This is a genomic window from Kitasatospora sp. NPDC054939 (genome assembly GCF_053610105.1).
In genome coordinates this window covers 1-12404 of the sequence record NZ_JBSGXP010000202.1, presented here as the reverse complement: position 1 = coordinate 12404, position 12404 = coordinate 1, and the positions used below count along the sequence as shown (strand labels likewise).

The 12404-nt window shown below is 72.8% G+C and carries 11 protein-coding genes and 1 pseudogene; 4 read left to right on the top strand and 8 right to left on the bottom strand.

Translation table 11 applies throughout. The annotated features are described in order from the left end of the window. A pseudogene (locus tag ACWGB8_RS35570) lies at positions 1–118 on the bottom strand (acyl-CoA dehydrogenase); the annotation flags it as partial. Positions 119–219: 101 nt separating this feature from the next. Continuing rightward, the gene (locus ACWGB8_RS35565) at positions 220–1461 is read right to left on the bottom strand and encodes an LCP family protein (protein ID WP_452217798.1); all 1242 of its coding nucleotides are present in this window, start codon (positions 1459–1461) and stop codon (positions 220–222) included. A gap of 126 nt (positions 1462–1587) precedes the next feature. On the opposite strand from ACWGB8_RS35565, the gene ACWGB8_RS35560 reads away from it, so the two are divergent. Continuing rightward, positions 1588–2925: a UDP-glucose dehydrogenase family protein gene (locus ACWGB8_RS35560; RefSeq protein WP_452217797.1), complete on the top strand. Its 1338-nt coding sequence runs from the start codon at positions 1588–1590 to the stop codon at positions 2923–2925. Positions 2926–2995: 70 nt separating this feature from the next. Then, positions 2996–3415, top strand: a complete 420-nt coding sequence (locus ACWGB8_RS35555) for a CoA-binding protein (protein WP_452217796.1) — start codon at positions 2996–2998, stop codon at positions 3413–3415. Positions 3416–3477: 62 nt separating this feature from the next. Here ACWGB8_RS35555 and ACWGB8_RS35550 read toward each other — a convergent pair whose 3' ends face one another. From ACWGB8_RS35550 to ACWGB8_RS35540, 3 genes are read right to left on the bottom strand one after another with little or no spacing between them, the layout of a single operon-like run. Beyond that, the gene (locus tag ACWGB8_RS35550) at positions 3478–4683 is read right to left on the bottom strand and encodes a dipeptidase (protein ID WP_452217795.1); all 1206 of its coding nucleotides are present in this window, start codon (positions 4681–4683) and stop codon (positions 3478–3480) included. 23 nt (positions 4684–4706) lie between these two features. Then, positions 4707–5231, bottom strand: coding sequence for a 5-(carboxyamino)imidazole ribonucleotide mutase (purE, locus tag ACWGB8_RS35545; RefSeq protein WP_452217794.1), 525 nt, complete (start codon positions 5229–5231; stop codon positions 4707–4709). Then, entirely contained in the window at positions 5228–6346 is a 1119-nt protein-coding gene (locus ACWGB8_RS35540) for a 5-(carboxyamino)imidazole ribonucleotide synthase (protein WP_452217793.1), read from the bottom strand. The genes purE and ACWGB8_RS35540 overlap by 4 nt, the downstream gene beginning before the upstream one ends. A gap of 263 nt (positions 6347–6609) precedes the next feature. Between ACWGB8_RS35540 and ACWGB8_RS35535 the strand changes: the two genes are divergently transcribed. Further along, the gene (locus ACWGB8_RS35535; RefSeq protein ID WP_452217792.1) at positions 6610–7176 is read left to right on the top strand and encodes a GtrA family protein; all 567 of its coding nucleotides are present in this window, start codon (positions 6610–6612) and stop codon (positions 7174–7176) included. A 67-nt stretch (positions 7177–7243) separates the two neighbouring features. Here ACWGB8_RS35535 and ACWGB8_RS35530 read toward each other — a convergent pair whose 3' ends face one another. Continuing rightward, positions 7244–8560: an ATP-binding protein gene (locus tag ACWGB8_RS35530; protein WP_452217791.1), complete on the bottom strand. Its 1317-nt coding sequence runs from the start codon at positions 8558–8560 to the stop codon at positions 7244–7246. Between the two features lie 23 nt (positions 8561–8583). Further along, complete coding sequence (locus ACWGB8_RS35525; RefSeq protein WP_452217790.1) at positions 8584–9258, bottom strand: response regulator transcription factor; 675 nt, start codon at positions 9256–9258, stop codon at positions 8584–8586. 337 nt (positions 9259–9595) lie between these two features. Between ACWGB8_RS35525 and ACWGB8_RS35520 the strand changes: the two genes are divergently transcribed. Beyond that, complete coding sequence (locus ACWGB8_RS35520) at positions 9596–11104, top strand: peptide MFS transporter (protein ID WP_452217789.1); 1509 nt, start codon at positions 9596–9598, stop codon at positions 11102–11104. An 89-nt stretch (positions 11105–11193) separates the two neighbouring features. Here the strand turns inward: ACWGB8_RS35520 and hutI are convergent, their stop codons facing one another. Further along, positions 11194–12363: an imidazolonepropionase gene (gene hutI / locus ACWGB8_RS35515; protein ID WP_452217799.1), complete on the bottom strand. Its 1170-nt coding sequence runs from the start codon at positions 12361–12363 to the stop codon at positions 11194–11196. Positions 12364–12404: the final 41 nt, after the last annotated feature.

The window sequence follows — 12404 nt, the reverse complement described above, 5'->3', positions numbered from 1 at the left end:
CCGCCGCGAACGGCGCGATCTTCGCCTCGGCCAGCGAACGCACCGCCTCCCGGAGCATCCCGTGCTCCTCCGAGATCCGGAAGAGATCGAAGTCCGCCGCCCCTGCGCTGCCCGCCATGTCGCCCGCCTCAATCGCGTGGTGTGAAACCGGTGATCGGTTAATTACCGTTAAGTAGATCCTAGGCCGCTGACCTGCCGCTCGCCTAGGTTCGACCGGGTTCAGCCGACCTCTCCGCCGAGGACGTCCCCGGTGCGGTGCTCCTGGAAGTACCGGGCCATCCGGTCGTTGCGGATCGCCTCCCAGAGCTCGGCCGCCGCGCGCTCGTCGAGCAGCACCACGCTCTGCCCGTCCCGGGTGTCGAAGCCGCCGAACGGCGCGTTCATGAAGCGGACGTCGTCCGGGCGCAGCGCGCGCAGGCTCCAGGCGAGCTCGTAGAGGTCGCCGTTGCTCAGCCGGTCGTCGACGCTGACGACGTCGCCGACGGCGCCGAGCAGGCCGGTGAGCCGGCTGGGGCTGGTGAGCGTGCCGGACGCCATGGTCTGCTGCATCAGGGCGCGCAGGAAGTTCTGCTGGCGCTTGGTGCGGTCGAGGTCGCCGCCGGGCAGGCCATAGCGCTCGCGGACGTAGAGCAGGGCCTGCTCCCCGTCGAAGTGGTGGGTGCCGGCCTCCCAGCGCCGGGCCTCCCCGACGCCCTCGATGGTGCGCGGGACGGTGATGTCGACCCCGCCGACGGCATCGGTGAGGGCGCGGAAGCCGTTCCAGTCGATCACCGCGAGGTGGTCGATCCGGATGCCGGTGAGGTTCTGCACGGTTTCGGTCATCAGCGCCGGGCCGCCCCAGGCGTACGCGGCGTTCAGCTTGGCGGGGCCGCGGCCGGGGATATCCACCCAGGTGTCGCGGGGGAGCGAGACCAGCGAGGCGCTGCGGCGGTCCTCGGCGAGGTGGAGCAGCATCATGGTGTCGCTGCGGGCCGCACCGGACTGCCAGGCGGGGGCCCCGGCGGCGCGGCCGGTGGTGGGGGTGTCGGAGCGGGCGTCCAGGCCGACCAGGAGGAAGGTGACCCCGCGGCCGGGGACCCGGGGCGGCTGGGCGGACTCGGGGGCGGTCGGGAAGGCGTGCGGGATGCGGGCCACCGACGAGGCGTAGTGGTCGACGGTCCAGTAGACGGCGCCCACCCCGGACGCGGCCAGCAGGAACAGCACGGCGAGGGTCCAGAGCAGCACCCGGCGGGTGCGGCGGCGGCGCCGGGCGGGCTCCGGGCCCTCCTCCGCGGCGTCCCGGTCCTCCCCCGCCCTGTCGTCCCGCTCCTCGGCCGGGTCCTCGGCCGGGATGGCGTCCGGGATGGCGTCCGGGTCGGTGTGCGGGCTCCCGCCACCCTCGGCGGGGCCCTCCCCGGGGCCGGTGTCCCGGTCTTCGTCGACGGGGCCCGCAGCGTCCGTGCTCTCCAACTCCCGGTCCATGCGCGCATTGTGCCGCCGACCGGCCGGCCCCCGCCGGGTTGTGACCGGATTGCGGCCGACGGGCACGCGGTCGGGCCGGATAGCATCGGAGGCCGACCACCGTCGCACCCATCCAAAGGGGAGCCCGTGACCCTCCGCGTCTCCGTGATCGGCACCGGTTACCTCGGCGCCACGCATGCCGCCGCCATGGCCGAGTTCGGCTTCGAGGTGCTGGGTCTGGACATCGACCCGGACAAGATCGCCACGCTCACGGCCGGCCGGGTGCCGATGTACGAGCCGGGCCTGTCCGAGCTCCTGCTCAAGCACGTGGCGGGGCACGAGGGTTCCACCGGCCGGCTGCGGTTCACCACCTCCGCCCAGGAGGCCGCCGAGTTCGGCGACGTGCACTTCGTGTGCGTCAACACCCCCCAGCGCAAGGGCGAGTTCGCCGCCGACATGAGCTACGTGGACGCGGCGATCGACGCGCTCGCCCCGTACCTGACCCGCCCGGTGCTGGTGGTCGGCAAGTCCACCGTCCCGGTCGGCTCGGCGGCCCGGCTGGCCGAGCGGCTGGCCGCGCTGGCCCCGGTCGGCGAGGGCGCCGAACTGGCGTGGAACCCGGAGTTCCTGCGCGAGGGCTTCGCCGTCCAGGACACCCTGCGCCCGGACCGGATCGTGGTCGGGGTGCGCAGCGAGCGCGCCGAGCAGCTGCTGCGCGAGGTGTACGCGGACCCGATCGCCGCCGGGGTGCCGTTCCTGGCCACCGACTATGCGACCTCCGAGCTGGTGAAGGCCGCGGCGAACTCCTTCCTGGCCACCAAGATCTCGTTCATCAACGCGATGGCCGAGGTCTGCGAGGCGGCCGGCGCCGACGTCACCCAGCTCAGCCGGGCGCTGGCCTTCGACGAGCGGATCGGCGGCAAGTTCCTCAACTCCGGCCTCGGCTTCGGCGGCGGCTGCCTGCCCAAGGACATCCGGGCGTTCATGGCCCGGGCCGGGGAGCTGGGCGCCGACCAGGCGCTGACCTTCCTGCGCGAGGTCGACTCGATCAACATGCGCCGCCGTTCCCGGATGGTGGAGCTGGCCCGCGAGCAGTGCGTCGGCGGCTTCCTGGGCCGCCGGGTGGCCGTGCTGGGCGCTGCTTTCAAGCCGAACTCGGACGACATCCGGGATTCGCCGGCGCTCAACGTCGCCGCGCAGATCCAGCTCCAGGGCGCCCAGGTCACGGTGTACGACCCGAAGGCGATGGACAACGCCCGCAAGATGTTCCCGGGCCTGTCGTACGCCGGGTCGGCCCTGGAGGCCGCGGAGGGCGCGCACGTCGTCCTGCACCTGACCGAGTGGCAGGAGTTCCGCACCCTGGACCCGGCCGAGCTGGGCGGGGTGGTGGCCGAGCGCCGACTGCTCGACGGCCGCAACGTGCTGGACGCGGACGCCTGGCGCGCGGCCGGCTGGACGTACCGGGCGCTGGGCCGCCCGAGCTGATCCGGCCCCGCACCCGCGTCGACGGCCCGCCCCCGGGAATCCCCGGCGGCGGGCCGTCGTTGCCCCCGGCATGACGAGCTACGGCGACGCGACGACCGTCCGCGACATCCTCACGGCCACCGGGGACACCTGGGCCGTGGTCGGCCTCTCCAACAACACCGCCCGCGCCGCGTACGGCGTCGCCCGGGTGCTGCAGCAGTACGGCAAGCGGATCGTGCCCGTCCATCCCAAGGCGGAGACGGTGCTCGGCGAGCCGGGGTACCGCTCGCTCGCCGAGATCCCGTTCGAGGTGGACGTGGTCGACGTGTTCGTGAACTCCTCCCTGGCCGGTGCGGTGGCCGACGAGGCGGTGGAGATCGGGGCGAAGGCGGTCTGGTTCCAGCTGGGCGTGGTGGACGAGGCCGCGTACGGCCGGACCCGGCAGGCCGGGCTGCGGATGGTGATGGACCGCTGCCCGGCGATCGAGATCCCGCGGCTCGGCCTGGGCTGAGCCCTCGGCCGCCGCGCCGGGTCGGGGCCCGGTGCGGGAGTCGGGGCCCGGTGCGGAAGGGGTCAGCCGTCCAGCCGGGCGATGGTCGCGATGGACGGCCCGCGGGTGGTCCGCAGCCGGGCGCCGACGGCCTCCGCGTCGCGCAGCACCCGGACGGCGTTGTGCCAGGTGAGCTTGCCGAGGTCGGCGGGCGACCAGCCGCGGTCGAGCAGTTCGGCGATCAGGTTGGGGTAGCCGGCGACGTCGTCCAGGCCCTGCGGGAGGAACGCGGTGCCGTCGAAGTCGCCGCCGATGCCGATGTGGTCGATGCCGGCGACCTCGCGCATGTGGTCGAGGTGGTCGGCGACGGTGGCGGCGGTGGCGGTCGGGCGCGGGTTCGCCGCCTCGAAGGCGCGCTGGCAGGCCATCCCGGCCGGGGTGGTGTCGAGGTGGTCGAAGCCGTGGGCCCGCATGTTGTCGTCCGCCGCGACGGTCCAGGCGATGGCGGCGGGCAGGATGAACTTGGGCACGAAGGTGGCCATCGCGACGCCGCCGTTGTGCGCCAGCGCGGCGAGCACGTCGTCGGGGACGTTGCGCGGGTGGTCGCAGACGCCGCGGGCGGAGGAGTGCGAGAAGAGCACCGGGGCCTCGCTGACCCGCAGGGCGTCGCGCATGGTGTCGGCCGACACGTGCGAGAGGTCGACCAGCATGCCGAGCCGGTTCATCTCCCGCACGACCTCCTCGCCGAAGCGGGTGAGGCCGCCCGCCGCGGGCTCGTCGGTCGCCGAGTCGGCCCACGGGGTGTTGTCGTTGTGGGTGAGCGTGAGGTAGCGGACGCCGAGCGCGTACAGGGCGCGCAGGGTGGCGAGCGAGCAGTCGATGGAGTGCCCGCCCTCGGCGCCCATCAGGGAGGCGATCCGGCCCTCGGCGCGGGCCTCCTCCAGGTCGTCGGCGGTCAGCGCGAGCCGGAGCCGGTCGGGGAAGCGGTCGACCAGGGCCCGGACGAAGTCGATCTGCTCCAGGGTGGCGCTGACGGCGTGGTCCCCGGCCAGCCGGGAGGGCACGTAGACGGACCAGAACTGCGCACCGACCCCGCCCGCGGTGAGCCGGGTGAGGTCGGTGTGGAGGCGGCCGCGCTGGTCGGCGGCCAGGTCGAGCGCGTCGAGGTCGTACCCGGCCTGCTCGCGCATCGCCCAGGGCAGGTCGTTGTGGCCGTCCACCACGGGGGTGTCGCGGAGGACGGCCCGGGCACGATCGAGCAGGAGGGGATCCAACAGCTCAGATGTCATACGAGCTGTTCTATCCGTTCGTCCTACTTGCCAAAGCCGAAGGAGGAGGAACCCGCCACCTTGGCCCTCAGCTTCTTGCCCTTCTCGGTGGCCTGGGTGTTCAGGTCGGCCTGGAAGTCGGCCATCCGCTCGGTCAGCTCCGGGTCGAAGGCGGCCAGCATCCGGACGGCCAGCAGGCCGGCGTTGCGGGCACCGGCCACCGACACCGTGGCGACCGGCACCCCGGCCGGCATCTGGACGATCGACAGCAGGCTGTCCATGCCGTCCAGGTAGCGCAGCGGCACCGGCACGCCGATGACCGGCAGCGGGGTGACCGAGGCGAGCATGCCCGGCAGGTGCGCGGCGCCGCCGGCCCCCGCGATGATCGCCTTCAGGCCGCGGCCGTGGGCGTTCTCGCCGTACGCGACCATCTCGCGCGGCATCCGGTGGGCGGAGACGACGTCCACCTCGTAGGGGATCTCGAACTCGTCGAGCGCCTGGGCGGCGGCCTCCATGACGGGCCAGTCCGAGTCCGAGCCCATCACGATGCCGACAAGGGGGGAGGTCATTCGGTGATCGTTCCTCGCAGGTAGGCGCCGGCGTGCCGGGCGCGCTCGCGGACGTCGTCGAGGTCGTCCCCGAAGACGTTGACGTGGCCGACCTTGCGGCCGGGCTTCACGTCCTTGCCGTACATGTGGATCCGGAGGCCGGGGTCGCGGGCCATGCAGTGCAGGAACGCGCGGTACATGTCCGGGTAGTCGCCGCCGAGCACGTTGACCATGACCGTCCACCTGGCGCGCGGCCGGGGGTCGCCGAGCGGCAGGTCGAGCACGGCCCGCAGGTGGTTCTCGAACTGCGAGGTGACCGCGCCGTCCTGGGTCCAGTGCCCGGAGTTGTGCGGGCGCATGGCCAGCTCGTTGACCAGGATCCGGCCGTCCCGGGTCTGGAACAGCTCGACCGCGAGGTGGCCGGTGATGTCCAGCTCGCCCGCGATCCGCAGGGCCAGCTGCTGGGCCTCGTCGGACAGCGCCGGGTCGAGGCCGGGCGCGGGCGCGGTCACCTCGGCGCAGACGCCGTTCTCCTGGACGCTCTCCACCACCGGGTACGCCACGGCCTGGCCGCTGGGCGAGCGAACCACGTTGGCGGCCAGCTCGCGGACGAAGTCGACCTTCTCCTCCGCCAGCACCGGGACGCCCGCGAGGAACGGCGCCGCGGCCTCCGCCTCGGATCGGACGACCCAGACGCCCTTGCCGTCGTAGCCGCCGCGCACGGTCTTCAGCACGACCGGGTAGCCGTCGCCCTCGCCCGCGAAGGCGGTGACGTCGGCCGGGTCGGCGACGATCCGGTGGCGCGGGCACGGGACGCCGATGGAGTCCAGCTTGGCCCGCATCACGCCCTTGTCCTGGGCGTTGACCAGCGCGTCCGGGCCCGGGCGGACGGCGATGCCGTCGGCCTGCAGTGCCCGCAGGTGCTCGGTCGGCACGTGCTCGTGGTCGAAGGTGACGACATCACAGCCGGCCGCGAAGCGGCGGAGCGTGTCGAGGTCGCGGTAGTCACCGAGGACGACCTCGGAGACCACCTGCGCGGCGGAGTCCTGGGGCGTGTCGGCGAGGAGTTTGAACCTGACCCCGAGCGGGATGCCCGCCTGGTGTGCCATGCGGGCCAGCTGCCCGCCGCCGATCATGCCCACCACTGGAAAATTCGCATTGCCCGGGGAAGTCACCCCGCCAGGATATCCGGGCCGGTGAGGGGCCCGGGAACCGCGCCGCCCGAGCGGGCGGCCGATGGCCGAACGCCCCTCCTGGGGCTGAGCCGATCGGAGGAAGCGGGTAGCCTGGTCCGCTAGGTCCTGGTACGCGTGGTCCGATCATGTGCGTGCACGCAGGGCTGACGGGCCGCCGTACGCACCGGGGCCTCTTGTCCGCAGGCACATGGAGGCAGCCCGGAATGACGACCGTCACTGCGTCGAAGCCCTCGCTCGTCGAGCGGCTCCGCGGGATCTCCGGCGAGGTGCTGAAGTTCGCCGTGGTCGGCCTCAGCGGGGTCGTGGTCAACTTCCTCGTCTTCTGGGTCTGCCTCAACGGGCTGGGCCTGGCCTCGCTGCGCTCCAACGTGGCCGCCACGCTGGTCGCCATCACCACCAACTACCTGGGCTACCGCTACTGGCTCTACCGGGACCGCGACGCGGCCTCCCGCAAGCGGGAGATCACCCTCTTCCTGCTGTTCAGCGGCGCCGGGATGCTGATCGAGACCGGCGTGCTCGGCTTCTCGGTGTACGTGCTCGGGCTGAACTCGCACTTCCAGCAGCTGGCCGCCAAGGTCTTCGGCCTGGGCCTGGGCACGGTCTTCCGCTTCGTCTCGTACCGGACCTGGGTGTTCAAGGCCCTCCCCGAGGCCGCCGCCGAGCCGTCCGTACCGCAGGGCGCCCCGGGCGCCGAGCAGGGCGCCGGGGTCGTGGCCCAGGCCGAGCTGGTGCTGGCCGCCGAGGAGAACCGGTTCGCCAAGGCCGAGTAGCGGCCGGGCGGCCACCCAGGCCGCGTTCGACCCGCGTTCGACGGCCCCGGGGCTCGTCCGACGAGTCCTAGCGGATCTCCGGCACGGTCGGCGTGCCCTTCCCGTCGTCCGCTCCCCCGCGCTTGCGCGCGCCGCCCCGGTCGTCTTCGTGGCTGCGGGCCAGGAAGAGCGCGAACACCGGCGGCCGCAGGGAGAGCAGCTCCAGCCGGCCGCCGTCGGCCTCCGCGAGGTCGCGGGCGACGGCCAGGCCGATACCGGTCGAGTTGCGGCCGCTGACCGCGCGCTCGAAGACCCGGTTGCCCAGTTCGGCGGGCACCCCGGGGCCCTCGTCCTGGACCTCGACCACCACCGAGGTGCCGGAGGGCCGCACCCGCAGGGTGATCGTGCCGGCGCCGTGCATCAGCGAGTTCTCGATCAGGGTGGCCAGCACCTGGGCGACCGTTCCGGGGGTGCCGACGGCGGTGACCCCGCGCAGGCCCTCGACCGTGAGGGTGCGGTGGCCGCCGCGCAGCGAGGCGCCCCACTCCCCGACCTGCTGGTTGATCACCTCGTCCAGGTCGAAGGAGACCGCGGACGGGCTGCGCGGGTCGCGCTGGTTGGTGAGCAGCCGCTGCACCACGTCGGTGAGCCGCTCGACCTGCTGGAGGGCGATGGTCGCCTCCTCCTTGACGGTCTCCGGGTCCTCGGCGAGCGCGGTGATCTCCTCCAGCCGCATGGAGAGTGCGGTGAGGGGGGTGCGGAGCTGGTGGGAGGCGTCGGCGGCGAGCCGGCGCTCGGCGGTGAGCATCCGGGCGATCCGCTCGGCGCTGGCGTCGAGCACCTCGGCGACCCGGTCGAGTTCGGGGACGCCGTAGCGGCGGTCGCGGCGCCGGGGGTCGCCGGAGCCGAGGCGTTCGGCGGTCTCGGCGAGGTCGGTGAGCGGCCGGGCGAGCCGTTTGGCCTGCCAGACGGCGAGGGCGACGGCGGCCTGGACGGCGAGCAGCGCGACCACGCCGAGCAGCAGCAGCATGTTGGCGATCTCGCTGTCGACGTGCTCGCGGGACTGCTCGACGGTGACGGTCTCGCCGCTGCCGCCCTGTTCGACGGCCTTCAGCGGGTGGGTGCCGGGCGGGCGGGTGCCGACGGTCACCGGCGGCTGGCCGGGGATGGCGACCTCGACGTAGCTGCCGTCGGTGACCTGGTTGGCGAACTTGTCCCCGGTGACCGGTTCGTCCGCCGCCAGCCGGCTCTCGACCAGGGCGAGCACCCGGACGGCGGTGGCGTCCACGCGGTCCTGGGCGGAGTTGACGATGGTCCGCTTCTCGACCAGGGCGAGCGGTACGCAGAACACCACGACCACCACCAGGACGACGCCCAGCAGCGAGTTGATCATCCGGCGCTTCACGCGACCGCTCCTGCCCTGTGGTGCTAGTTCTTCTCGAAGCGGAAGCCGACCCCGCGGACGGTGGCGATGTAGCGGGGGTTGGCCGCGTCGTCGCCGAGCTTCTTGCGCAGCCAGGAGATGTGCATGTCGAGGGTCTTGGTGGAGGTCCACCAGGTGGTGTCCCAGACCTGGCGCATGATCTCCTCGCGGGTGACCACCCGGCCGGCGTCCCGGACCAGCACCCGCAGCAGCTCGAACTCCTTGGCGGAGAGGGTCAGCTCCTCCTCGCCGAGCCAGGCGCGGTGCGACTCGATGTCGATCCGGACGCCGTGCGCGCCGGTGGTGAGCTGGTCGACGTGGCCGCGCCGGAGCAGGGCCCGGACCCGGGCGAGCAGTTCGGCGAGGCGGAAGGGCTTGGTGACATAGTCGTCGGCGCCGGCGTCGAGGCCGACGACGGTGTCGACCTCGTCGGCTCGGGCGGTGAGCACCAGGACGGGGCAGCTCCGGCCGTCGGCGCGCAGGCGGCGGCAGACCTCCAGTCCGTCCATCTCGGGCAGGCCGAGGTCGAGGACGACGAGGTCGACCTCCTCCCCCAGGGCGGCGGCCAGTGCGTTGGGCCCGTCCTCGCGGACGAGCACCTCGTACCCCTCGCGTCGCAGGGCACGGGCGAGCGGTTCGGAGATCGCCGGGTCGTCCTCGGCGAGCAGCACACAGGTCATGGGCCGATGGTAGTCCTGCGGGGTGGGGCCGTCGGCGCTGTGAGGTAGTTCACAGAGAGTGATCAACTCGGGGGTCGGGGTGACGGTTCGGGCGTCCGGCCACCACTTCCCGATCGCTGAAGGATTTGCACTTCGGTCTTGGATCTGAAGGAATTCCTACGCTGACGCCATGGATATCTCGACCCGATCTCGCTCGGCCTTGACCATCGCCTTACCTGATCGAGACCTTTTGTCATCTGATGGCCGCAAATATCGCCACGTAGAGTGGTTTCGTCCCCGCCCGGCCCCCACCCCCTCGGCCGACGCGGGCCTCACACAGAGCAAGGAACCACCACTCATGGCGTCATCGACCCTGGAGACGGGCGTACAGCGCCCGGTCTCCCCCGGCGGCAAGACCTTCCTGGGACACCCCCGCGGCCTCGCCACCCTCTTCATGACCGAGATGTGGGAGCGCTTCAGCTTCTACGGCATGCGGGCCCTGCTCGTTTACTACATGGTGGCGACGACGGCCGAAGGCGGCCTCGCCATGCAGGTCGGCACGGCCACCGCCGTGGTCAGCGTCTACAACGCCATGGTCTACCTGCTCGCCCTGCCGGGCGGCTGGATCGCCGACCGCTTCCTGGGCGCGCGCCGCACGGTCGCGCTGGCCGGCGGCGTGATCATGGGCGGCCACTTCCTGCTGGCCGTCCCCTCGAAGGCCGCGTTCTTCGCCGGCCTCGCCGTCGTCGCGATCGGCTCGGGCCTGCTCAAGGCCAACATCTCCACGATGGTCGGCCACCTCTACGACGGCCCGAACGACCCGCGCCGGGACGGCGGCTTCACCGTCTTCTACATGGGCATCAACCTCGGTGCCTTCTTCGCCCCGCTGGTGATCGGCACCGTCGGCCAGAAGGTCGACTGGCACCTGGGCTTCGCCCTGGCCGGCATCGGCATGGCGCTCGGCCTGACCCAGTTCCTGCTCGGCAGCCGCCACCTGAGCGAGCGCAGCAGCGTGGTCACCTCGCCGATCTCCCCGGCGGAGCGCAGCCGGGTGCTGCGGCAGGCCGGCCTCTGGCTGGCGGCGGCCGTGGTGTTCTACGGCGCCGTCACCATGAGCGGCAGCTTCAGCATCGACTGGGTGATCTGGCCGCTGTCGATCGCGGGCATCGCGATCCCCGCCGTCTACTTCGGCCGGGTCCAGCGGGACAAGGACCTCAGCGCGGACGAGAAGTCCAAGATGCGCGGGTACGTGTGGTTCTTCGTGGCAGCCGCCCTGTTCTGGATGATCTACGACCAGTCCGGCTCCACGCTGAGCGTCTTCGCCGAGGAGAAGACCTCCGCCACGCTGCTCGGCTTCGAGTTCCCGACCAGCTGGTTCCAGTCGCTGAACCCGCTCTACATCATGGCGCTGGCCCCGGTCTTCGCCTGGCTCTGGGTGTGGCTGTCGCGGCGCGGCAAGAACCCCAGCACCGCCGCGAAGTTCGCGATGGGCCTGCTGGCGATCGGCGCCTCGTTCATGGTGATGATGGTCGCCATGGCCGCCGCCTCCGGCGACACCAAGGTCACGCCGCTCTGGCTGGCCGTGGTCTACCTGATCCAGACCACCGGCGAGCTGACCCTCTCCCCGGTCGGCCTCTCGGTCACCACCAAGCTGGCCCCGGCCAAGTACGCCAGCCAGATGATGGGCGTCTGGTTCCTCGCGGTCACCGCGGGCAACTGCATCACCGCGATGACCCAGCTGGTGGTCGGCGACGCGACCGGTTCCACCTGGTACTTCGCCGCCCAGGGCGGTCTGGCCGTCCTGGCCGGCGTCTGCCTGGCGATGTACCGCAAGCGGATCAACGGCCTGATGGGCGACGTGCACTGATCCCGGTGCCCTGACCCGCACGCCGAGGGCCGGTACGGAGCGATCCGTACCGGCCCTCGGTGCGTCCCGGGCCCCGCGGCCGGGCGGGGTCAGACCTCGCGTACGCCCGCCCGCCAGACGGCGGCGGTCAGCGGCACGCCCGGGCGGTAGGCCAGGTGGACGTGCGAGGGCGCGTCCAGCAGCAGCAGGTCGGCGCGGGCGCCCGCGGTGACCGTGCCCACGTCGGTGCGGCGCAGCGCCTTGGCGCCCCCCGCGGTGGCGGCGTGCACGGCCTCGTCCGGGGTCATGCCCATCTCGCGGACGGCGACCGCGAGGCAGAACGCCATCGAGCTGGTGAAGCTGGATCCGGGGTTGCAGTCGGTGGAGAGCGCGACGGTGGCGCCCGCGTCGAGCAGTCGGCGCGCGTCCGGGTAGGGGGCGCGGGTGGAGAACTCCGCGCCGGGCAGCAGGGTCGCCACCGTGTCGGAGCCGGCCAGCGCGGCGACGTCCGCGTCGGTCAGGTGGGTGCAGTGGTCGGCGGAGGCCGCGCCCAGTTCGACCGCCAGCTGCACACCGGGCCCGTGGGAGAGCTGGTTGGCGTGCACCCGGGCGGTGAGCCCGCGCTCGATGCCGGCGGTCAGGACGGCCCGGGCCTGGTCGCCGTCGAAGGCGCCGTTCTCGCAGAAGACGTCCACCCAGCGGGCGTACGGCGCGCAGGCGTCCAGCATGTCGCCGGTGACCAGGTCGACGTACCCGGCCGGGTCCTCGGCGTACTCGGGGGCGACCACGTGGGCGCCCAGGTAGGTCGTCTCGGGGGTGTACGAGGAGGCGATCCGCAGCGCGCGGGCCTCGTCGGCGACGGTCAGGCCGTAGCCGGACTTGCACTCGATCGTGGTGGTGCCCTGGCGCAGCGCCTCGCGGACGAAGCGGGCCAGGTTGGCGTCCAGCTCGGCGTCGGTGGCGGCGCGGGTGGCGGCGACCGTGGTGCGGATGCCGCCGGCGGTGTACGACTGGCCGGACATCCGGGCGTTGAACTCGGCGGTGCGGTCGCCGGCGAACACCAGGTGGGCGTGCGAGTCGACGAAGCCGGGCAGCAGGGCGCGGCCCTGCGCGTCGAAGCGCTCGTCGGCGGCGGGGGCCGCGGCGGCGGGGCCGACCCAGGCGACGGTGCCGTCGTCGACGACCACGGCCGCGTCGGTGAGCAGGCCGAGCGGCCCGGTCCCGTGCGCGGGGTCGTTGGTGACCAGGCTGCCGATGCCGGTGATCAGGGTGCTCGGGATGCTCACGTCCAGCCTCTCGGAGGGGTTCACGGCCCGGGGGC